The organism is Saccharicrinis fermentans DSM 9555 = JCM 21142 (assembly GCF_000517085.1).
In the GTDB taxonomy this organism is placed as follows: Bacteria; Bacteroidota; Bacteroidia; order Bacteroidales; family Marinilabiliaceae; genus Saccharicrinis; species Saccharicrinis fermentans.
On sequence record NZ_KI912107.1, the window covers coordinates 4,520,059 to 4,542,978 of the forward strand.

The window sequence follows — 22,920 nt, forward strand, 5'->3', positions numbered from 1 at the left end:
CCACTTCAATTTGTATCTATGCGCTTTTAAAGAAAATATTTTACTATATGGGCAATAGCAAAAGAAAATTTTCGCCAGCGTTTTGGACGGCGAACTTCGCCGAATTATTGGAACGAGCGGCGTATTATGGTGTATTTATAGTTATTACACTTTACTTGTCAAGAATATTGGCATTTAATGATATTGAGGCAGCTGCCATTGCAGGAACTTTTTCTGCTTTACTTTATTTTTTACCCACCTTTGCCGGTGCTTATGCTGATAAAATCGGGTTTAAGAAATCCTTGTTATTTGCTTTTAGCTTTTTAACGTTGGGCTATCTGGGGTTGGGTTTGTTACCTACTTTTATACAACACGCAGGACTGGCTGAATATGGTACAGAAACGACTTTTCATGGTCTAGCTGAAAGTAGCTTCCGATATGCTATCTTACCTGTGATGGCTTTAATTATTATTGGAGGTAGTTTTATTAAGTCGGTGATTACCGGAACCGTTTCGCTTGAAACAAGTGAGGATAACAGAGCTACCGGATTTTCTATTTTTTATACCATTGTTAATATAGGTGCCTTTTCTGGTAAAACCATTGTAAAACCATTGCGTGATGCCATGGGTAATGTGGGTTTAATTAATATTAGTTACTTCTCCGCTGGAATGACTTTATTGGCTTTGTTGGCGGTGTTCTTCTTCTTTAAACCATCTGTACAAAAGCGTGAAGGAAAAACCTTTGGCGAAATTTGGACTGCTTTTATAAAAGTGCTCTTTAATGTGCGATTGATCGTTTTGATATTTATTATCACAGGTTTTTGGTTAGTACAGCATCAATTGTATGCCACCATGCCCAAATATGTATTAAGAATGGCTGGTGAAAGTGCCTCCCCAAGCTGGTATGCCAATGTTAATCCTTTGGTGGTGTTTTCTACGGTGGCACTGATAACTTCGCTGATGAAGCGAAGAACTGCCTTGTTTTCCATGACCGTGGGTATGTTTATCATGCCTGTTTCGGCATTTTGTATGGCGGCTGGAAATTTATTTGATGGTGGATCAACGATTATTGGAATGCACCCGGTGGCTTTTATGATGATTGTGGGTATTGCCTTTCAAGGGTTGGCAGAGTCGTTTATCTCACCGCGTTTTCTGGAGTATTTTTCCTTTCAGGCTCCTAAAGGTGAAGAGGGTCTCTATTTGGGGTTTAGTCACCTGCACTCCTTTTTGTCGAGTATTGTTGGTTTTTTGATGTCCGGTGTATTATTGGATAAGTATTGTCCTGACCCTTTAAAGTTTGGTGGAAGAACCGCTGAATGGCACGCTGCTAGTGCAAATGCGCATTATATCTGGTATTATTTTGGAGGTATTGCTATGGTTTCGGCGCTCGCCTTAATCATTTATGGTCGTATATTCAGAGATAAAAAATAATAACAAAAGCTCACACAACTTTCAGAGCCGGCAAACTTCCCACCGTTTGTCGGCTCTTTTTGTTTTATTTGATTGATACCACTACGCGATAGCCGGGTTTCTTTAAATCTTGTGGCATATTGTTAAAATCTACATTCTGTAAGATGATGGAAGTGGCATCGCAGGACTTTTGTGTGAGTAAATAATCACGTAATAGTTGATTCCTTTTTTTGTACAGTGCTTTAAAAGTAACTGCCAGATCTGTTTTAGAAACAAGTTTAAGACAGCGTTGTGGTATTGTTTGTGCAGTTGTTTCGGGTGACAACTGATTTAGATAGGCCAAAAAGAGAGGGTCTTGATCTTTTATCTGTTTCCAATGCTCTATTTTTTGAGGTTTTGTGTCTTGTATGTATTTGTTCTTTATCGTTTTTGATGCTAGAATGCTCATTTCTTCATCAACAGCCAATTCTTGACGAAAAGTAAAGATCAGGTCTTTTTTCTTGCTCAATATCTCAGCTATTTTGTCTAAGGTATTGATTTGTTCGTCCCTTAATGAATCTTGTGTATACTCAAAGGGTATGTGTTTCAATTGCTCTGGATTGGTACCCACCAGTTTGCCCAGTGATGAAAAAGGTTGCGTGGCAGTTTTAGCAATGAATTTCCCAAAGGTTTTCCATATTAACGGACCTAGTTTAAAGCCTGGTTCCGATGGATTTCCGGTGACAGGTAGGTCAAAATCAACATTATCTTTGGCATCTTTAATCAAGTAAAGGGCTAGTTTTAGCGGAAGCTTATGGGCTGTGCTGTCATTGGTTTTTCTGCCAAATTCCGGCTCTTTCACCAATAGGTGGTTGTCGTTTTTAAGATGCCTGGGGGTCATTTCCAGGGAGCATTCGTAGTTAAACAGACCTGAAATAATTGGGTAGCCCAGGTAATATTCGGTATATGGTGAAAAGCTGTGCATATCCAAATTGTTGATTTGGGCTTGGTAAAATAAATTTAAAGGCGTGCGTAGACTAAAATGTGTTTCGCCTTTGTATGTTCCGTTGTTATTAAAACGCATTGCCCATTTTAAAGGAATGGCATCGTTTAATTCAGTCAGGGTGTTCATCTCCATGTTGATGTCACTAATTTTGTATGAAAAGGGCCTGTTTAATGTATGGTCGGCAAATTGCACCTGACCATTGTTCACCACCAACGTATCAATGCGGTAATATAGATTTTCTTTTCCCTTAGAATTAATTAGGCTGTCTTGTTTCGTAGCTTGAACAGAGTTGGCAAAATAGGGGGTAAGAAAGTACTCCCAGTTGCTCATATCCTTTTCTAAAACAGCAGATATGTATGGTTGATTGATGTAGATTTTATTTATCGTATAGCGCATATTACCTAGGTCGAGGGTGTCCATTTTTGCCTGGGCTGTGCGGGCTGAAGCCAATATTGATCCTTTGTTATCGCGTATTTGAAGACTGTCTATTCGGGCAACTCCATTTATCACGATATTATCAAGACTTTCTATACTTCCTTTTACATGTATGTCTGACTGTAATAAACCATTTAGTGTAGATATATATAAGTAATCTTTTAAATAGTTGGTAAAGGAGTTTAGTTGTATATTTTCTGTTCCAAAATGTATATTGTATGCTGCCAGTTGTTGGTCTATTTCGGCTTCAATTTTTACGATTCCTCGTTCCCCGATAGAAAATTCAACACCCATTTCGCTACTACGACTATCCCAAGCTATTAGCGGAAGCTTTAAGTTGAGCTTGTCGAATTCAAGTAAGTTATTTACCGCCCGGTCGTGGTACAAAAATTTGCCCTTTACCAGTTCGATATTATGTATTGAAAATTTAACGCTGTCATTTCCATCAGGTAGTTCATCTTTTGTTGTAGCAAGGGAATCTGAGGAGGGAATCAGGCTGTCAAAGTTAAAAGCTTTTCCTTGGTTTTCTATATAAATGTAGGGTTCAATTAAGCGTATTTGAGCTACAGCATATTCACTGGATAGCATTTTCCAGGGATCGTAATTTATCAGGAGTTCCTTGAAATATACAAAGGTATCTTTTTTGTTTTCCTCAAAAAGGGTGAAGTTGTGTGCGTTCAGCTGAACTTTAAAATAGTTGATATGTAGTTCTTCGAGTGTTAGCTTACGGCCAATCAATTGTTGGCTATTGTTAACGAGGTAGTTTTTAATAACTGTTGATAGAAAAAATAAAATGATAAATAGAAGGAGGGTTATGATTCCTGGTATCAGATAGCGTTTTTTTACGTTGGCCATTAAAATGTATTATTTTTAGTGATGGTTAATCTTTTGTTGATGAAGCAAAGATACAGAATACTCATTGGGTAGTCATCTCAAAAAACGTAATTTTTTGTATGCTTTTAGTTTGTGAGTGATTGTCTTCGTCTTTTCTCTTTCTACGATTAGGTATACATTTGCTCCAAATAATTATATAAGATTATTTTTTTGTCGAGAATTATAGACAATTTTAGGTAAATTGTATGGCTAAAATTAACATAACACCATGACCAATAAAATATTGCCGGAAAAATGGATTCAGACAAAGGTGGCTATCGGTTTTATCATTATCGTGGCTATTGCTGTGCTTATATTTTCCATTACTTATTTCTCTGTTATTTCTATTATAAAGGTACAGAATGAGGAGTATAGTCACGAACATGAGTTCACCTATTTGAATCAACTGATATTTGAGATAATTGAAACGGAAGGCTTAAATCGTGTATACGGAATAACGGGTATCCGAGAATATAGAAAACAATATTTGCAACATCATGATTCGGTTCAAGCAGCCATTAATTATCTGAATGTATTATTTCCGGATTCTGTTTCCCAAGGAGGTATTAAGGAGATTGAGCGATTGTATTTTCAAAAGAAAGCATTGATGGATCAACTTACTCAAATGAACCTCAAGAAACTATATGCCGAGTCGGCTGAAAATATACTGGCATCTATACCTGATTCATTAAACTACGAGGTTACGCAGTATACATATAGTAGCTTAAAAGTAGATTCTGCGCAACAAGGTGTGATAGTGGAGGATACTGTGTTGTTGATTCAGCAGCAAGCAGAGGAAGAGAAAAAGGGTTTTTTTAATCGTTTGGGTGATTTGTTTGGCGGTAGTAAAAAGAGACAGGATTCTGTGGTTGAAGTGGAGGCTGTAGTGAGTAGAAAGGTAGATTCAACAGTAGTGCAGGAAATTAGGCCCAACGAGAATATTGGAGAGATAAAATCCAGGATAGAACAGGCCGAAAAGCAGGAAGCAAATATTAATATGCGGGTTCAACGACATGAAAATGAGTTGATAGAGCTTGACAGGCGCTTGACCGATCAGATTAAAAATATAGTAAGTAACTTGCACGATGCCACCATAAAACGAAATGAAAATAAACGGTTGGAATTAGAGCTGTTGCGAAGTAAAATGATAGATCGTATTTTGCTGTTGGTGGCCATTGCAGTGTTTATGATGTTATTTTTTATTTTCTGGATAAGTAGAGATATATCCCGAAGTCAGAAGCTTAAAAATGATATTATTTGTGCCAAGGAGAGGGTCGATCGGCTTTTGAAGGTGAAGGAGCAGTTTGTGGCGCATATGAGCCATGAGATACGAACACCATTAACGTCTATCATCGGTTTTTCAGAACAACTGTCGGCCATGGTCAAAGAAAAGGAGGAGCTACAGGTTTCTGAAAGAATACTCTTATCGGCCGAGCATTTGAATGGACTGATCAATAATGTGTTGGATTCATCCATGCTGGAATCGGGAAATATTGCCTTTTATAAAGATACCATTGATGCCAAGGTGTTGATGGAAGAGATATTTCAGTTGTTTGAGCTCAAGGCTAGAAAAATAAATCTGTCCTTATCTTATCAAATAGATCCTGATTTGCTTGCTTTTGAGTCTGATCATCTGCGTTTAAAACAAGTGCTAATCAATCTCATAGGGAATGCACTGAAATTTACGCCCCAAGGGTCTATATTTTATGATATTCATATTAAAAAGGATAAACTTGTTTTTACCGTGAAAGATACCGGTATTGGTATTCCCAAGGATAAGCAGAAGTCCATCTTTAAAATGTTTAACCAGGTAAATATCAGCTTGTCGCGTAAGTATTCAGGAACCGGACTGGGACTTTCCATCAGCAGGCAGATTATTGAAGCCATGGGTGGTAGCATTCAAGTGGAGAGCAAGCAGCATGAAGGTAGTACTTTTAAGTTTGATATTCCCTATGTAAAATGTGATGCAGTTCCGGTAAATACGATGGTGGCTGTAGAATATCTGTTTAGGGATAAAAAAATAATGGCGGTCGATGATGATGAGATGATTTGTCAATTGATAGACCGTATTTTGCATGATAGGGTTGGGCATTTGGATGTTATTTCTTCTTCTGAGCCTGCAATGAAGGCCATTGAACAAAACGACTATGATTTGTTTATGATTGATTTACATATGCCAAAGGTGGACGGATTGCAGCTTTTAAAACTCATAAGGGATGAAAAAAAGATGGATACTCCTGTATTGTTTCTTACGGCTGATATGGTTAATTCAGAACTGAAGGAAGTCATAAAGAATGAACATATATGGGTAATGTCTAAGCCATTTACACAGAAGCAAATTATGGAAAAGCTGGCTGAGATATTTAATATTGAAATAGGTTGCGTTGAAGATGCAGAGATGAGGGTTTCGCATGGGGATGAGGCCAATGCATTATTTAGTTTGGAAGAGGTTAAGTCTTTTACTGGTAGTGACGAGGATTTTCTACATTCGGTGATAAGAATCTTTATTGAAAATTCGGATCAGGGTATTTTGGATATGAAAAATGCACTGTTGAATGAGGCCGATTTTTATCATACTGTGTCTGAAAGAGCACATAAGTTATTGACTGGTTTTCGACAGTTTAAAATTCAACAAGGGGTGGATAAACTTAGCTTGCTGGAAAAAACGAGAGACCGGAAGCTTGCTAAAAAAATGGTGAAACTAAAGGTGGAGGAAATGGAGACTTTTTGGAACGAGGTTAAGAAAGCTTTACAGCAGTACTTACAGTAAACTCGCTCTTTTTAGCGTGAAATGTGATAGTAGCATTAGGCATCTATTCTGTATTTATGTATTTTATTGTACAGTGTTTTTCTGTCGATGCCTAGGATGCGAGCAGCCTTGGCTTTATTGTACCGCGTTTGTTCCAGTGTTTCTATAATCATTTCTTTTTCTGATTTTTCCTTGACCTCTCTTAGTTGAACTGGTATGTCTGCTTGTTCTGTGGGTACTTGAATTTCAGGAGGTAATTCTGCTAAAGTTATTTCCTGACTTTTTGCCAGAAGCACAGCACGTCGAATCACGTTCCGTAGTTCACGCAGGTTACCAGGCCACTCATAACTTAAAAATATCTTTTCTACTTCTGACCCAAAATGAATATTTTCCTTGTTAAACTCGTTGGAAGCCATTTTTAGAAAACGATCACTGTAAATAGAAATGTCTTCTTTTCGATCTCTCAAGGGCAAAAGGTTAATGGAGAACTCATTTAGGCGGTGGTATAAATCTTCTCTGAATTTTCCGCTAAAGGATGTTGTTCTTAAGTCTTCGTTGGTGGCCGCAATAATTCTGCAATTGATGGTGTATTCTTCGTTACTACCCAGTCTGCGGCCTTTACGTTCTTGAATGGCTCGTAGTAGTTTTACTTGTACGTCGTAACTTAAATTGCCTATTTCATCCAGGAAGATGGTGCCATCTTTGACGTTTTCAAAATGCCCTTCCTTATCATCCAGCGCACCGGTAAAAGAACCTTTTTTATGTCCAAAGAGTTCGCTGGAAGCAATATCACTGTGTAGGGCTCCACAATCAACCGCCACAAAAGGTTTTGAATTTCGATGACTAAGTTCGTGAATACGCTGAGCTACAAATTCCTTGCCCACACCGCTCTCTCCCAATACCAAAACGGAAAGATCGGTGCCTGCGATCAATTCAATCTGTTGGTCAATTTGCTCTGCAAAACGACTGGTGCCTTTAATGTATTTAGAAACAGGTGTTTGTGTAGGGGTGTTGGGAGCTGCAGTAGCTTTGTCAATGCCTCGGTTAATAACGTGTAATAACTCATCGGGATTAACTGGTTTAGCAATGTACTCGAATGCCCCCAACTTAATGGCGTTCACCGCTACGCGTATGTCTGAATAGGCTGTAATTAGTACAACGGGGGTTTTAAGGTCTTTTTTTCTTACCTCGGGGATAATGTCTAACCCATTTCCACTATCTAAGCGATAGTCGGTTAAAACCAAATCAAAGGAGCTGCTTCTGATGGCATCCAGTGCTGCACTGTAGCTGCTTACAAAAACGGTGTTGAAGCCTTTTCTTTTTAAAAAGCCTTCAATCATTAATCCAAAGGAAGTATCGTCATCAACAATTAAAATCTTTGCCATTACCGAAAATTACAAAAGTTGTCAAATTTATAAAACATCTTTTTGATTTGAACGAATAACAGAAAAAATAAGATAAAAAAAAGCGGATCAACGTTTTGATCCGCTAGCCTAGAACTACATTTAACTATATATGGTAACAATAGTCTAGAGTTGGATGGTATCGTAAAATTTGTTGTGTTGTGTGTGTGTGTTGTTTGATACCGATACCTATCGTGATATGAGAAACGTATTAATGTAAATGATCATAAACAGTAACACCCTGACCTTCTGATGTGGGGTAGGTAACCTCTGGAAGTTCTGCTGTTTTTAGCAGTACTAGCCCAATGACTACTATCAGAGAGGTAATGATAAGTGCTGTTAGTTTATTTATGAATGAATGATCCATTGATCTGTTTTTTTAATTGTTATTCGAAAGCTGTATATGTAATAATAGTGCCAAAGAAAGTGGGGATGTGAGGTTTTGTTTGTTAAAGCATTGATATGTTGGTATATGTATCGATAATTTTTTTTTATGTCCTGACAAACTAATTAGTTATAATAAAAAAGTGTGGAATAATATCTACACATTGTTTACCCAAAGTGTGGAATATCTAATGTCTGTTAGGTCTGATCTCAACAAGTGATTGATTGTACTTTTAACGCTTTTGAAAAAGTTTAATGCCTTACATCCGGGTTAAAGTGAGATGATATACAGTTGTCATTGAAAATCTTTGCGTAATTTGCGTTTGATAAATTGTGTTACTAAGTGATTTTTTTGAATGTTTTTTGATTGTCATACACATCACTATAGCGTAGGAGACCATGTATCTGTTATTAATTATGATCCAGGTGACCCGATATTTCGTACCGTCAGGCTTCCAATATGTTCTTGTGGTATTCATCCTTGGTATATTCATGCTTATAAAATTGACAATGACCTTGCCCAAATAGAATCTCTTTGCCTTCACCAAAAAATTGTGGCCATTGGGGAGTGTGGTCTAGATAAAAATACGGATGATTTAGAACTTCAGAAATGCGTGTTTGAGCGGCAAATAAGGCTTTCGGAGCGGTATGAGCTGCCTCTTATTATTCATTCTGTAAAAACGCACCATATCATATCAGAGATCAGAAAAAGAAGCAAATCAAAGCAACCATGGATTGTACATGGCTATAAGGGGTCCATTGAAATGGCACAACAATTCGTTAAGCAAAATATTTTTATTTCTTTTGGGGAAAATTTATTGAGCCATGGCCATAAGTTTGAGATGCTTTTGCAGCAAGTGAATATGGACTTTGTATTATTTGAGAGCGATGATAGTCATATTTCTATTGTGGATGTTTATGAGCAAGCGGCCAGACTATTATGCCTTGATGTGCGTTGGCTGGAGAAAAAAATAGAAATGAATTTTAATACTGTATTTGGTTGTAATGAGTTGGTTAGAAAGAACAGAACTGCTTTTGGGTCAGGAGAAAATTAAAGAATTGTCGAGTAAAAACGTTTTGGTAGTTGGACTAGGAGGCGTGGGTGGTTTTGCTGCGGAGATGATTGCGCGTGCCGGGATTGGAAAAATGACAATCATTGATGGTGATACGGTGAATGAGAGTAATAAAAATAGACAGTTACCGGCGCTTTGCAGTACCATGGGTATGTCAAAGGCGCAAGTGATGGAAGCTAGACTCTTAGATATCAATCCTGCGTTGGAGCTTACTTCGATAGCACGTTTTATTGATGAAAAATCATTTGAAGAACTATTGCAAGGGGGCTACGATTATATAGTAGATGCCATCGATACACTGTCACCCAAGGTGGCTTTGATTTGTGCTGCAGTTCAACATCACATACCCATTATCTCGTCGATGGGAGCTGGAGGGAAGATGGATCCTTCAAAAGTGGAAATTTCAGATATATCTAACTCTAAATATTGTAAGTTGGCACGAATGGTCCGTAAGCGTATTTATAAGGAAGGTATTAGAAAGGGAGTCCCTGTGGTATATTCGTCAGAGATGGTGGCAAAAGAGAGTGTTGTTCAAACGGAAGGGGAGAGGAATAAAAAAACAACGGTGGGTACTATTTCTTATATGCCGGCTATTTTTGGTTGTTTGTTGGCCAGCAAACTTATATCTGATTTGGCAGGACGTTAGTTGCTTCAATAAAAAAAGGCTTTACGGTATGTAAAGCCCTTTTTATATTTTGGTGACTGTAAGTTTACAAGAAAATGATAACTGGTATCAATTTTAATTATATTTCTGTGTGTCCAATTATTTGCGATGCCAGTTTCATATTGTTATTTCATGCTTCTTTTATCGCCGGCATGGCTTAAAACAGTGCCGTTTAAAATGCCATTGTATTCAGCACTGTCTTCAAGTACTTTCAGCGCTTTGTCTAGTTCTTCATCCTTTTGTAGAGAGAATTTGATGGCGCCTTTTTGGTAGTAATATCTTTTTACGATTTCATTACCCAATAATTCGCTTATTTCCTCTTTAAAGATTTCCATGTCTTTTTGGACATCAAGATCCAATAATTTCTCCAGTGCCTTGAATTCTGTTTTTGACTTTTCGTAATAATCTTCTTTTTTTGCTGTCTCCATTAGCTTTTTGAGTGCCTCTTGCGTTGCAGACTTGTATTTGAAATCTTTTTTCGCAGCAACAAATTGTTTGAAAGCTTCAAATATTTCGTCTGTAATAGTAAAGTTTTCAGGGCTCACTATTTCATCATGCTCTAAAGCAAATTGAGTGGCATAATTGAAAAACATACTCTGGGCTACCAATGCATAAGCTATGTTACCGTATTTTTGGGGCTCTATCTTAATATCAGGCGAAACGCCTCCACCATCATATACCGAACGTCCACCCAGGGTTTTGAATTCTGTGATAAGTGAGTCTGGAACTAATCCTACGCTACCGTCTTCGTTTCGATGACTGTAATCAACTGCCTGTATACATCGTCCACTGGGTATGTAATATTTGGCTGTGGTTACTTTTAACTTGGCATTGTATGATAAAGGACGTGTGGTCTGAACCAGACCTTTACCAAAGGAGCGTTGTCCAACTAGAACAGCTCTGTCCATGTCTTGTAGGCTACCTGCAACAATTTCGGATGCAGAGGCGGATCCGCGGCTAATTAAAATGGCAATAGGGCTAATGGTGTCCAAGGGTTCTGAGGAGGCACGATATACTTTATCCCATTGGCTTACTTTACCACGTGTAGAAACTACTTCACTGCCTTTTTTAACAAACAGGTTTACAATTTTAACAGCATCGTCCAATAGACCTCCCGGGTTGCCTCTTAAATCAAGCACGAAGCTTTGAGCACCATGGTTTTCTTTTAGATCTTTTAAAGCTTTGGCCACTTCTTTGGAGCAATCCTGCGTAAAGTTGTTCAGGATAATTAAGCCTGTTTTGTCAGAAATCATGCCGTAATAAGGAACGGGATTGATGGATATCTTTTTACGGATCAGTTCAATCGTGACAGGTTTGTTTTCGCCAGGGCGATCAATTTTTAGTTTAAGTGGGGTGTTTGCGGGACCTTTTAGCATATTACTCACATCGGAACTGGATTTCCCAACTACATTTACCTCGTTAATCTCCACCAGTTTGTCGCCAGCCTTTAGTCCCGCTAACTGAGCAGGAAAGCCTTCGTAAGGCTCAGCAATCACAATGTAATCACCTTGTTTAGAAATCAGAGACCCCATGCCTCCATATTCGCCTGTTGTCATAAACTTAAAATCCTCCATATCATCCTCGGGGATATATGTGGTGTATGGATCAAGCGATTCCAGCATTTCATCAATGCCTGTTTTAATCAGTTTTTCAGGATTGGTCTCGTCTACGTAATAGCTATTCAACTCGCGAAAAAGTGTATAAAAAATATCCAGGTTCTTAACAATGGAAAAATTGCGATTATCGTTGTTGTTAAAACCTACCAAACCAACTGAAACCACCAGAACAACGAGTGTTCCACTAACCCACCTAAGTCGGTTTTGCTTATTTAATATCTTCATCTGCTTATAATTTATTTTTTGTGTAATCCACATTCTTTAGTATCTGGATTTTCCCAGTACCAACGTCCTGCTCTAATATCTTCGCCAGGCATAATAGCTCTTGTACATGGTTGACAGCCTATGCTTGGGTAACCTTTATCGTGAAGCGGATTGTAGGGAATGCCTTTTTCTTTGATATAATCCCAAACATCTTTTTCACTCCATTTTGCCAATGGGTTAATTTTTAATACCTGGTTGTTTTCATCCCACTCTACTACTTGAATGTTGGTACGTGTTACTGATTGATCTGCACGGAGACCACATATCCAGGCTTCCAATCCTTCAAAAGCTCTTTTTAAAGGTTCCAGCTTACGGTTGTAACAGCATTCTTTTCTATTTTCGATACTATCGTAAAAAAGGTTAATTCCTTTGGTTTCTACCATTTTTTGAACGGCATCTGCTTGTGGTGAATATACCTTTAGGTTGATCTTATACTTTTTAGATGTACGATCAATAAGCTCATAAGTTTCGGAAAATAACCTACCAGTATCCAAGGTAAAGATATGTGCACTGTCTGTAACTGAAGTTAGCATTTGTGTTAATACTTGATCTTCGGCGCCCAGACTGGAGGACAATGCAATTTTATCGTTATATTTATTCACGAAGTATTTGATTACTTCAACCGGATCGCTATCTGCAAGTTGCTCATTTAGTCCGGCAATTTCTTCCTTTGTCATCTTTTTTTAAGCTTAAAATGCGGTTGTGATGCGTCAAAAATAACACCAAACAACCGCAAATAGTTTAATTGATAGTCTTTTAACTTAAGTTTAACTAATCCTGAAAACAGGAGCTGTGTATTAAAATTTATCGCCAAAACATACGCCCATGTTACGAGCCTTGGTTACTAAGCGATTGTTAAGATCTATTAGTTTTGTTTTACCTCCTACTTCTTCTAAGGGAATAGAGGTGATTTGATTGTTTTTAATACAAACCATAGAACCGAAATTTTTGGTATGGATAAGTTCGGCGGCGTAGGCTCCATAACGTGTTGCCAGAATTCTGTCTGCAGGAGAAGGAGTACCTCCTCGTTGGGTGTAACCTAAAATAGTTTCGCGTGTTTCAAGGCCTGTACGTTCCTGTATTTGCTTTCCTATAAATCGGGCAGCACTCTTCTTTTTGGGTACTTTGATGCCTTCGCCAACGACTACAATTGAATATGGTTTGCCTTTTTCGGAGCGGTTCAGCAGTGTGTTGGCCACCACATCCATGTCGTATTCAACTTCAGGAAGAAGGATGATGTCTCCACCTCCAGCGACTCCGGAATAAAGTGCTATCCAGCCGGCATTGTGTCCCATCACCTCAATAACCATTACTCGTTTGTGAGAGTTGGCTGTGGTATGAAGGCGATCAATAGCATCTGTAGCTATGTTAACTGCCGAATCAAAACCAAAGGTAACGTCGGTACCCCAAACATCATTATCAATGGTTTTAGGGAGTCCAATGATATTTAAACCTTCCTTTGAAAGTAAGTTGGCAGTGCGTTGTGTTCCATTTCCGCCGATACAAACCAATGCATCTAATCCCATATTGTGATAGTTTTCTTTGATCACTTGGGGCTTGTCTTCAACGGTATCTCCTTCTTGTGGTTTAAAGGGTTTAATGCGCGAAGTACCAAGAATTGTTCCTCCTACAGTCAGGATGCCAGACAATTTTTTTTCGGTTAAAACTTCGTAGTTCATATCAATAAGTCCACTAAAGCCGTTGGAAATACCAATTACTTCCATGCCGTACTTTACAATGGCTGTTTTGCCTACACCTCTTATGGCAGCATTTATTCCGGGACAGTCTCCTCCTGCCGATAATATTCCTATCTTCATTCTATAAAGTTTTAATATATATAGGTGTTCAAAGTCTGAAAATGAGCACCATACCAGTAAAAGATCGAATGGTCATGATTTACGTCATGTTTAAACGATCGGTAAATTTATATTAAAAATCCCTTTTTATGAACTAAAGGCGTACAGTTATTAGAAAAAAAGGTCTACTAATTAAAATGAAGGTAATTTTTATTGCTGAAAGAATAGGGTAGGGATTTCTGCATTGAAAAGTATTTTTCTGGTTTGTCCGGGATGTATCATTTTAGCTATAAAGTTTCGTTTGTTGCGTGTGATGGCCATGAGATCTATGTGGTTGTTGAGAATATATTCATTGGATGCAGCGAGCATGTCCTGACCGCAAATATAATCGCAGATCATATTTTGGTTTCTGTAAGTAGTTTTGCAGTATTCGCTGTATTCTTTGAGCTGTTCTGCGTCTACCTTTTCTTTACCAGAAGGGCAGTATTGTACGTTGTGTATTCGGGTTTTGAAAGCGCCCACTAACTGAACCAACTTATGTAGAGAGGCATATTGGCATTTGGCGAAGTCTGTAATAAAGAGTATGTTAGTAAGTTGTTGTGGGTTGAAAATATAGTTGTTGGGTACCACCATGACAGGAAAGGTGCTTTTTTTTATAACATCTAGCGTAACACTGCCCAAAAGTTCTTTAATGGTTTCTCCCTTGCTTTTTGTGCCCATCACTATTAATTCGGGTTGATATTTCTCGCAAAACAGAGGGATGGTGTCTTCGGGATATCCATCTAAAACTTTTAAGTTTATTTGTATTTGGCCATTGTGTTGAATTTTGTGAAAGATGGATGTTTTGAGTTTGTCCAACTCAGTTAAAGCTTCATCTTTCGATAATATGTCCGGTGCTGATTCTTCGTTTTCACTCCCGCTTAGTAGATCGGTGTAACAATACAATAAGGTTATTTCACCACCCAGATGTTCTGCTAAGGCGCTGCAATATTCAATGGCATTAAGTGTATGTGTTGCAAAGTTAACTGGAATTAAAAATTTAATCATGGCTATTCCTCTTAGTCGATTTTATCTGGATGTTGTTTGCATAAAGTTATCAAAATTTAAACAGAATGATGCCAATTATGTTTGAAATATTGTAGCTTGGTAGATTTGAGGATAAGGTAATGTTAAATAAGGTAAGGGATTCTGTATGTATATAAATGTAGTATGGCTAAGGAATGAGTTGCGCTTACATGATAATGTGTTAATACAAAAGGCTGCCATGGATAAGCGGCCAATTCTTATTTTGTATATTTTTGATGAGGTTGTGGTTTCTAAGTTGCAAGTGAATGATAGCAGGGTTTCTTTTATCTATGATAATTTACATGCTATTGATGAAAAATTGCAAGGCAATGGCAGACCTCTGCTTGTTAAAAGAGGCGAGGTAATAGATATATGGAAGCGAATACTGATGCAGTATCAGGTAAATGCTGTTTATGCTGCAGAGGATTATGAGCCGGATGGTGTCAAACGTGATTCGGCAGTCGCTTGCTTATGTGCCTCCTATGAGGTTGAATTTATATGCTTAAAGGATCGTGTTATTTTTGCTAAGGATGAAGTATTGAAGAAAGACCAGCGGCCATACCTTGTTTTTACACCTTATAAGCGTCAGTGGCTCAGTAAATACGAAGAGATGAGATTCCTGGGAGAAAATGAAACTGAGCCTGTTTATTATCAAGGTAACTTTGTCTTTCCTAGTTTGACTTCTTTGGGTTTTGAGAGGGGGCCATTTGAAGTAAAGGACTTTGATTTGAAAGGGGTGGCTGATTATGCCTTACATCGTGATTATCCATCAAAAAGCTCCGGAACGCACCTGGGGCCGCATTTACGTTATGGTACTGTAAGCGTTAGGGAGGTGGTGGGTAATACCAAAGATAAAAGCGACGTGTTTCTATCCGAATTAATTTGGCGTGAGTTTTTTATGCAGGTTTTATATCATTATCCGCATTCAGTAGGAGCAGCGTTTAAATCGAAATATGATTTTATTTCCTGGAGAAACGATGAGCATGATTTTGAATTGTGGTGTCAGGGTAAGACGGGTTATCCATTGGTGGATGCGGGTATGCGTCAGTTAAACCAAAGTGGTTATATGCACAACCGCGTACGTATGGTGGTTGCTTCTTTTTTGTGTAAGCATTTGTTGCTTGATTGGCGTTGGGGAGAGGCTTATTTTTCGTCTAAGTTATTGGATTATGAAATGGCGTCTAATGTGGGTAATTGGCAATGGGCGGCTGGAACGGGCTGCGATGCTGCGCCTTACTTCAGAGTCTTTAACCCTATCACTCAACAAAAGAAGTTTGATCCTGATTTTGTCTATATTAAGCAATGGATAAGTGAGTATGGGAGCGATGCGTATCCAAAACCCATGGTAGATCATGCCATGGCCAGAGAAAGAGCGTTGGTAAAGTATCGAGAAGGATTAAAAAATAAATAAGCCGCATCTTAATTAAAAAATGCGGCTTGTGATATGTTATAATGAAAATATTATATGATCAGCATAGCATCTCCATATGAGCCAAACCTATACTTTTCTTTGACAGCCACTTCGTAAGCATTCATTACATTATCGTAGCCTCCAAAAGCGGCGGCCATCATCATTAATGTTGATAATGGAAGATGGAAGTTGGAAACCATACAGTTGGCAACATTAAATTCGTAAGGAGGAAAAATAAATTTGTTGGTCCATCCTTCAAAGGGTTTAACATGTCCAAATGTTGAAACAGAGCTTTCGATGGTTCTCATTACGGTAGTTCCTACGGCGCAGATTCTCTGGCGACGTTCCTTACCTTGGTTGATGATGTCGCATGCCTCTTCGGTGATAAATATTTGTTCTGAATCCATTTTGTGTTTAGTCAAATCTTCCACATCCACCGAGCGGAAGTTGCCTAAGCCTACATGTAAGGTGATTTCGGCAAAATTAACACCAATAATTTCCAAGCGCTTCATCAGTTCTCGGCTAAAGTGCATACCTGCTGTAGGAGCTGCCACTGCACCTTCGTGTTTTGCATAGATAGTCTGATAGCGTTCTCTGTCTTCGGGTTCTACTTTGCGGTTGATGATTTTAGGAAGTGGTGTTTCTCCGAGTCCGTAAAGCGATTTCTTGAATTCATCGTAAGGGCCATCATATAAAAACCGAAGTGTACGTCCGCGTGAAGTGGTGTTATCAATTACTTCAGCCACCATCTCGTCATTTTCGCCAAAGTAAAGTTTGTTTCCAATCCGTATTTTACGAGCGGGATCCACTAATACATCCCATAGTTTCTGGTCGCGATTAAGCTCGCGGAGTAAAAATACTTCAATTTCAGCCCCTGTTTTTTCTTTGTTTCCGTATAGGCGAGCCGGAAAAACCTTGGTGTTGTTAAAGATCATTACATCCTGATCGGTGAAATAAGTGACCAGATCTTTAAATACTTTATGTTCTATTTCTCCCGTCTTTCTGTCCATGACAAGCATACGGGCTTCGTCGCGATTGTGGGTAGGGTGTAAGGCAATTAATTCTTCTGGAAGATTGTACTTAAACTTCGATAACTTCATTTGTGTTTGCTTTATATTTTAATCAACAACAGTACTTTTCTTTTGAATGAACAAAACAAACGCTGCTTCGCTTGTTTTGTGGAAACATATATAAGGCTTAATGCTATTAACTTATTGATGTAATTGTGATTGGGTTCGTCAAGTAAGTGTGCGCATAGGAGCAACCTTATACGTGGCAATATGCCAAAGGTTACAAATTATTTTAATTTTTTTTCAAAGCTTTCGATGTTCATGCTATTTTCATTGATAAACAATCCAATACGTGTTCTTTTTAGGGCTGTTAAGTGGGCTCCACTGTTTAGTGCTTGTCCTATGTCCCTTGCTAAGCCGCGTATATATGTTCCCTTGCTACAAACAATTCTTAATACCAATTGGTTCTCGTAGAATTCGAGAACTTCTATGCGGCTTATAATTAGTTTTTTGGGTTTTAGATCTGGTACTTTACCTTGACGTGCTAGTTCGTACGCTCTTTTACCTTTTACTTTTACGGCGGAAAAGGCAGGTGGTATTTGTTCTAGTTCGCCTATAAATTTTTCTAGGGTGTTGTCAATCAGTGCTCGGTTGATGTGTTCTGTAGGATATTGTGCGTCTATCTCTGTTTCTAGGTCAAAGGAAGGCGTTGTGGCTCCTAATTTAAGAGTGGCTACGTATTCTTTTTCTTTGGCTTGGTAGCTGTCAATGGTTTTAGTAGCTTTCCCAGTGCATACAATCAATAGTCCCGTAGCTAGTGGGTCCAGGGTTCCGGCGTGGCCTACTTTTATCTTTTTGACACCCAATGCTGTTCTAACGAGCTTTCTTACTTTGTTTACCAAATCGAATGACGTCCATTCGTATGGCTTATCAAACAGAAGAACTTCCCCTTCTTTAAAATCGTACCCACCTGGTTTGATGTTTTCCACTTCCATTTTTAGCGATTTGTTTTACGCAACAAATGCCGGAATATATTCATTCCGGCATTTGTCATATTTTGTTATTTTGTTTTTACCATGAAAAGGCAATGGCAATGAACCCTGCTAATGCACAGTAAATTGCAAAATATATTAGTTTGCCACGTTTTACTAGTTGAATCATGGCTCTACATGCCAATAATCCGGATATAAAAGCCCCTATAAAGCCAATTGAAATAGGAATTATTCCAATGGAGTCAGCGCTTGTGAAATCATTTTTTAACAGGCTTAGTACGTTTTCTCCTAGAATGGGAATCAAAACCATTAAAAATGAGAAACGAGCCACTGATTCTCTTTTGTTTCCTAATAAAAGTCCTGTGGCAATGGTTGAGCCAGACCTGGAGATGCCGGGTAATACCGCAATGGTTTGTGCTATTCCAATGATAAAGGCATCTTTAAATGAAATGTCTTTGTCCTTTGTTTTAGCATAGAAAGTAAAAGCCAGTAAAGAGGCAGTAATAAGTAGCATAAATCCTACTAAAAGTAATATGCGTTCAGTACTAAAGAGAGCCTCTACGTAGTCTTTAAAAAATACGCCCACAATGGCTATGGGAATCATACTTACCGCTATTTTTGCTGTATATTGTGTTTCCTGGTTCCATTTAAAGGCCAGAAGTCCCATTATTAATTGGGCAATATCTTTTCTAAAAACAACAATAGTACTTAGTACAGTGGCACCGTGTACAGCTACTGTAAATGTTAGGTTGTCGGTGGTTTCAACGCCTAAGAGCTGTCTGCCAATTTCAAGATGCCCGCTACTGCTCACGGGTAAAAACTCGGTTAATCCTTGCACGAGGCCCAAGATTAATGCTTCTATTGCGCTCATTTAGTATATGCTCTATAGTTATTTAGAGAATCCTCTTATTTGTTTTCTTTGGGTTTTTTCATGATGGCATAAATTTCAAAAATGAAACCAGCGAGTACCAGCATGGGTGCTAAGGTTATCCGTTGAAACCCATATATTTCTTCGTTGAAAACATTTGGGTCTGAACTTCTGCCGCCAATCATTAAAATAAAACCTAGTATAACAATGCCAAAACCAATGGCCATTAAAATATAGTTTTCCTTGGATAGAGCAAACTCAAATTTCTTTTCTTGCTTGTTGTTTGACATAACTGTATGTTAAAAATATAATTGATCTGTTTTTAGTCGCAAATATTTATTTACTGCAAAATACGTTGAAATCAACGAAAGAAGTATTCCTAATAGGATAACTAGGATAAATAGTATGCCGATTAATTCAATGTTATCGAAGCCAATAAAGCCGCCCAATTCTCGGTGTAATATATAAATAGCACCGGCCAGCATTCCATTGGCAATGACTCCGCCAATAAAACCATGAAAAATACTGGTGCTCACAAATGGCTTTCGAATAAACCCTTTGGTTGCACCTACCAACTGCATGGTGTTAATCAAAAACCTTTTGGCATAAACCGATAGTCGAATGGTATTGTTAATGAGTGCGATGGCTATTAGTAGTAATAGGATGCTAAATATAAGCAGAACCAAGCTTATCTTGTTCACGTTGTTGTTGACTTTCTGGATCAGATTTTTCTGATAAAAGACCTCCTTCACTTGAGAAAATGAACTAAAAATTTCTTCTACATTTTTTATGCTGTCTGGATTGGCATATTCGGCAAATAGTTTAACCTCGATGGATGAGAGGAGGGGGTTGTAGCCTAAAAAGTCCACAAAATCTTCGCCTAACTGCTCTTGAAGTTCCTTTGCAGCTCTTTCTTTGTCAATGTATTCAGTGGATTTTACGTAGGAAGATGCGTCCAGGTATTTTTGAAGCCTGCGTACTTCTACTTCCCTGACGTTGTCTTTTAAAACAATGTTAAAACCAATGTTTTCCTTTACATATGCTGACAGACGTTGTGCGTTCAGCATTAGATATCCTACGGCTCCCAATAAAAACAATACCAATGCAATACTTATTACAGTGGTAAAATATGAGTTTCGAAGCTGTCGCTGTGTATGTTGGCTATCTTTCTTTTTCATCATAAAAATTGGCCATAAAGATAAAAAAAAGAACGAATGCAAAGTAAGGTTTTATTTTTTGTTTTGGCAACCTTTAATATTCTGGTATGTGGGGGAGCATGTGGCTTGTGTGTGAGTTCTTTAGTGGTGGGGCTGTATGAGTGGATATTATTATATTGTTAGCTGGTGGAAAATTTACGTGGTTTTGTTTTATCTTGTTGCCCTAATTATAAAGTGAGTTGGGATGAATAATAATGACGTTTTTAGAAGTTTGCGATATACCTTTGACTTGGATGATAATAGGGTAGTAAAGTTGTTTGGCTTAGCACATGTAGAGGTGAATCGTGCACAGGTGAGTGATTGGTTAAAAAAAGAAGATGACCAATCTTTTAAAACTATTGTGGATGCTTATTTTTCGGCTTTTTTGAATGGTTTTATTGTGTTTAAAAGAGGCGCTAAAGATGGGGAAGCACCAACTAATGAAAAAAGACTAAATAATAACTTAATTCTTCGAAAACTGAAAATTGCGCTTCAGCTAAAGGATGAAGATATGATTGAAATTCTTGCACTGGCCGATTTTAAAATTAGTAAACATGAGTTGAGTGCCTTTTTTCGTAAGCCGCAGCAAAGTCAATATAGGGTTTGTAAAGATCAGATATTGAGGAAGTTTATGTATGGGTTGCAGAAACGATACAGACCTGTATGATAGGCGCTTTTAATTCGTTTATATCTGTTGCATCATGTTATGGTGTTAACACTAATTAGCATTTGTGGTTTTAATAAATTTTTTTTTCAATAAACATGAGCTTTGTCATGTATCTCCAAAGCTAGCGTTGTAGCTGCATATGCATATTATTGATATATGTTGATATATATCAATGTTACCATATTAAATGATTAACTAATGTTAATAAATATAACAAAAAGGTGCTCTCTGTTATAAAAGCTTGATAAATAGTTATCTTTGGTGGCCTAATCTAATATATGTATGTGGGAATATTTACAGCAAGATTATTTTGCTCTTTTCGTTATTATTTGTATAGGTTACCTAATAGGTAATGCTAAATTTAAGGGGATATCACTCGATATTTCGGCTATTATTTTTGTGGCACTCGTTTTTGGTCATTATGGTGTGATTATGCCACCTATTATAGAAAAACTAGGTTTAATATTGTTTGTGTATACCATTGGTATACAGGCAGGACCGGGTTTTTTTGATTCTTTTAAAAAGCAAGGTAGAACGCTGGTAGTAATGGCAACTGTTGTTATTATTTCGGCATCCTTACTGACTTATCTTGCCATTGTATTGTTTCATATTGAAGTTCCAGTGGCTATTGGATTGTTAACAGGGGCACTTACCAGTACTCCAGGTTTGGCAGCGGCCATTGAAAGTACTGCGTCAACAGGGGTTTCTATCGGTTATGGTATTGCTTATCCATTTGGGGTGATTGGGGTTATATTATTTGTCCGTCTTTATCCTAAATTTACGCGAGCTAATATAAAACAAGCCGAAGAGGAATACGAAAAGTCATCGGAGGAAGTCTTTCCTGAGATATTCTTTAAGCACTTTAAGGTGGAAAATGAAAATGTGGAGGGAAAAAGCATTGGTGAATTGAGGGTTAGAACCATGACCCAAGGTGTAATATCGCGTGTTAAGAAAAATGGTGAACCCCATGTTCCATCTTCTCAGACTATATTAAATCAAGGCGATATTATTAAAGTGGTTGGCACTGAAGAGGCACTTAAAAAAGTTGAGCTTTTAATAGGAAGTGAAACCAAAGAACAGATTCCTTTGAAAAAGGGTTATGAAATTCAATCTATATTGGTATCTAATGCCAATGTGGTAAATAAAACCATACGCGAAATTTATCAGTGGACGGCTACCTATCATGTAACCATTACAAGGGTACGTCGTTCGGGTATTGATATTACACCAACTCCGAATTTACGTTTGCAGATGGGTGATAAAATTAAGATTTCGTGCAGTCAGGCACATATGCAGTTGGTTACTAAGATATTTGGGGGTAATAGTAAGAAGTTGTCGGATACTAATTTTTTCCCCATTGCTGCAGGTATTGTGTTGGGTTTCTTCCTGGGAAAATTCTCACTTAACTTTGGCAATTCATTTACTTTTTCATTGGGATTAACCGGAGGGGTCTTAACGGTGGCTATGATTTTAAGCCGAATTGGGAAAACTGGCTCCATTATCTGGTCTATGACCGGAAGTGGTAACCAATTGCTGAGAACCTTGGGCTTGATGTTCTTTTTAGCCGGAGTAGGAACTAAAGCTGGAGCACAAATTGTTGAAACTTTTAATCAATATGGGTTCACCTTATTTTTAATTGGGGGCGCACTTACTTTAATTCCCATGATGCTGGGAGCTTTGGTGGCACGTTGGGTTTTTAAGGTGAATGTTCTTTCTATGATGGGTGCCCTTACGGGATCGATGACCAGTACACCCGGATTGGCTGCTGTGGATCCGATGACGGAAACCAATGCACCTTCTATTGCTTATGCAACGGTTTATCCGGTTGCAATGGTTTTGTTGATTATCTGCGTGCAGATTTTAGCTTCCTTGGGCTAAGATCCTAGGTCGAGATGTAGATAGAAGGTTTACATGCTTTTGGCCTAATTGTCGTATCATTTTTGCCTGTAGGTGGTGTAAGTAATTTCATAGTGCTATTGGGTGCTTTAGTGTTTTTTGGTTGTTTTTCTGTTGATAGGGTATAATTATAGGTGTTAGTAACTCTTTTTTTCTATTTTTGTTGTCGTCATCTATTACTTGAG

19 protein-coding genes are annotated in these 22,920 nt (G+C 38.0%); 7 read left to right on the top strand and 12 right to left on the bottom strand.

The features are described 5' to 3' along the window. The first annotated feature begins 47 nt into the window (after window positions 1-47). Complete coding sequence (locus CYTFE_RS0118455; protein ID WP_027473026.1) at window positions 48-1,409, top strand: MFS transporter; 1,362 nt, start codon at window positions 48-50, stop codon at window positions 1,407-1,409. A gap of 64 nt (window positions 1,410-1,473) precedes the next feature. Here the strand turns inward: CYTFE_RS0118455 and CYTFE_RS0118460 are convergent, their stop codons facing one another. Further along, entirely contained in the window at window positions 1,474-3,663 is a 2,190-nt protein-coding gene (locus CYTFE_RS0118460; RefSeq protein WP_027473027.1) for a DUF748 domain-containing protein, read from the bottom strand. Between the two features lie 247 nt (window positions 3,664-3,910). Between CYTFE_RS0118460 and CYTFE_RS0118465 the strand changes: the two genes are divergently transcribed. Beyond that, complete coding sequence (locus CYTFE_RS0118465) at window positions 3,911-6,451, top strand: ATP-binding protein (RefSeq protein WP_027473028.1); 2,541 nt, start codon at window positions 3,911-3,913, stop codon at window positions 6,449-6,451. A gap of 35 nt (window positions 6,452-6,486) precedes the next feature. Here CYTFE_RS0118465 and CYTFE_RS0118470 read toward each other — a convergent pair whose 3' ends face one another. Continuing rightward, window positions 6,487-7,815, bottom strand: coding sequence for a sigma-54-dependent transcriptional regulator (locus tag CYTFE_RS0118470; RefSeq protein WP_027473029.1), 1,329 nt, complete (start codon window positions 7,813-7,815; stop codon window positions 6,487-6,489). A gap of 229 nt (window positions 7,816-8,044) precedes the next feature. Beyond that, on the bottom strand, window positions 8,045-8,200 hold the full coding sequence (locus CYTFE_RS30120) for a hypothetical protein (protein ID WP_154665695.1): 156 nt from the start codon (window positions 8,198-8,200) through the stop codon (window positions 8,045-8,047). 373 nt (window positions 8,201-8,573) lie between these two features. On the opposite strand from CYTFE_RS30120, the gene CYTFE_RS0118475 reads away from it, so the two are divergent. Both CYTFE_RS0118475 and CYTFE_RS0118480 read left to right on the top strand, forming a co-directional pair. After that, window positions 8,574-9,272 carry a TatD family hydrolase gene (locus CYTFE_RS0118475; protein WP_027473030.1) on the top strand — a complete coding sequence of 233 codons (699 nt, stop codon included), beginning with the start codon at window positions 8,574-8,576 and terminating at the stop codon, window positions 9,270-9,272. Next, window positions 9,223-9,936: a tRNA threonylcarbamoyladenosine dehydratase gene (locus CYTFE_RS0118480; RefSeq protein ID WP_027473031.1), complete on the top strand. Its 714-nt coding sequence runs from the start codon at window positions 9,223-9,225 to the stop codon at window positions 9,934-9,936. The genes CYTFE_RS0118475 and CYTFE_RS0118480 overlap by 50 nt, the downstream gene beginning before the upstream one ends. A 143-nt stretch (window positions 9,937-10,079) precedes the next feature. Here the strand turns inward: CYTFE_RS0118480 and CYTFE_RS0118485 are convergent, their stop codons facing one another. From CYTFE_RS0118485 to CYTFE_RS0118500, 4 genes are all read right to left on the bottom strand, one after another. Beyond that, the gene (locus CYTFE_RS0118485) at window positions 10,080-11,795 is read right to left on the bottom strand and encodes a S41 family peptidase (RefSeq protein ID WP_027473032.1); all 1,716 of its coding nucleotides are present in this window, start codon (window positions 11,793-11,795) and stop codon (window positions 10,080-10,082) included. An 11-nt stretch (window positions 11,796-11,806) separates the two neighbouring features. After that, a complete protein-coding gene (locus CYTFE_RS0118490; RefSeq protein WP_027473033.1) occupies window positions 11,807-12,511 on the bottom strand; it encodes a phosphoadenylyl-sulfate reductase in 705 nt (234 codons plus the stop codon). Window positions 12,512-12,631: 120 nt separating this feature from the next. Then, entirely contained in the window at window positions 12,632-13,651 is a 1,020-nt protein-coding gene (locus CYTFE_RS0118495) for a 6-phosphofructokinase (protein ID WP_027473034.1), read from the bottom strand. Window positions 13,652-13,840: 189 nt separating this feature from the next. Then, window positions 13,841-14,677, bottom strand: coding sequence for a universal stress protein (locus CYTFE_RS0118500; protein ID WP_027473035.1), 837 nt, complete (start codon window positions 14,675-14,677; stop codon window positions 13,841-13,843). 145 nt (window positions 14,678-14,822) lie between these two features. Here CYTFE_RS0118500 and CYTFE_RS0118505 point away from each other — a divergent pair, with 145 nt between their 5' ends. Continuing rightward, window positions 14,823-16,106 carry a cryptochrome/photolyase family protein gene (locus CYTFE_RS0118505; protein ID WP_027473036.1) on the top strand — a complete coding sequence of 428 codons (1,284 nt, stop codon included), beginning with the start codon at window positions 14,823-14,825 and terminating at the stop codon, window positions 16,104-16,106. Between the two features lie 50 nt (window positions 16,107-16,156). Here the strand turns inward: CYTFE_RS0118505 and queA are convergent, their stop codons facing one another. From queA to CYTFE_RS0118530, 5 genes are all read right to left on the bottom strand, one after another. Then, on the bottom strand, window positions 16,157-17,206 hold the full coding sequence (queA, locus tag CYTFE_RS0118510; RefSeq protein ID WP_027473037.1) for a tRNA preQ1(34) S-adenosylmethionine ribosyltransferase-isomerase QueA: 1,050 nt from the start codon (window positions 17,204-17,206) through the stop codon (window positions 16,157-16,159). A 197-nt stretch (window positions 17,207-17,403) separates the two neighbouring features. Next, the gene (gene truB / locus CYTFE_RS0118515; protein ID WP_027473038.1) at window positions 17,404-18,111 is read right to left on the bottom strand and encodes a tRNA pseudouridine(55) synthase TruB; all 708 of its coding nucleotides are present in this window, start codon (window positions 18,109-18,111) and stop codon (window positions 17,404-17,406) included. Window positions 18,112-18,187: 76 nt separating this feature from the next. Then, window positions 18,188-18,979 carry an undecaprenyl-diphosphate phosphatase gene (locus tag CYTFE_RS0118520; protein WP_027473039.1) on the bottom strand — a complete coding sequence of 264 codons (792 nt, stop codon included), beginning with the start codon at window positions 18,977-18,979 and terminating at the stop codon, window positions 18,188-18,190. 35 nt (window positions 18,980-19,014) lie between these two features. Then, window positions 19,015-19,266 carry a DUF3098 domain-containing protein gene (locus CYTFE_RS0118525; RefSeq protein ID WP_027473040.1) on the bottom strand — a complete coding sequence of 84 codons (252 nt, stop codon included), beginning with the start codon at window positions 19,264-19,266 and terminating at the stop codon, window positions 19,015-19,017. Between the two features lie 9 nt (window positions 19,267-19,275). Further along, window positions 19,276-20,157: a cell division protein FtsX gene (locus CYTFE_RS0118530; RefSeq protein ID WP_235208168.1), complete on the bottom strand. Its 882-nt coding sequence runs from the start codon at window positions 20,155-20,157 to the stop codon at window positions 19,276-19,278. A 220-nt stretch (window positions 20,158-20,377) separates the two neighbouring features. Here CYTFE_RS0118530 and CYTFE_RS0118535 point away from each other — a divergent pair, with 220 nt between their 5' ends. Both CYTFE_RS0118535 and CYTFE_RS0118540 read left to right on the top strand, forming a co-directional pair. Further along, entirely contained in the window at window positions 20,378-20,839 is a 462-nt protein-coding gene (locus tag CYTFE_RS0118535; RefSeq protein ID WP_027473042.1) for a YehS family protein, read from the top strand. Window positions 20,840-21,121: 282 nt separating this feature from the next. Next, a complete protein-coding gene (locus tag CYTFE_RS0118540; RefSeq protein ID WP_027473043.1) occupies window positions 21,122-22,717 on the top strand; it encodes an aspartate:alanine exchanger family transporter in 1,596 nt (531 codons plus the stop codon). Window positions 22,718-22,920 lie beyond the last annotated feature (203 nt).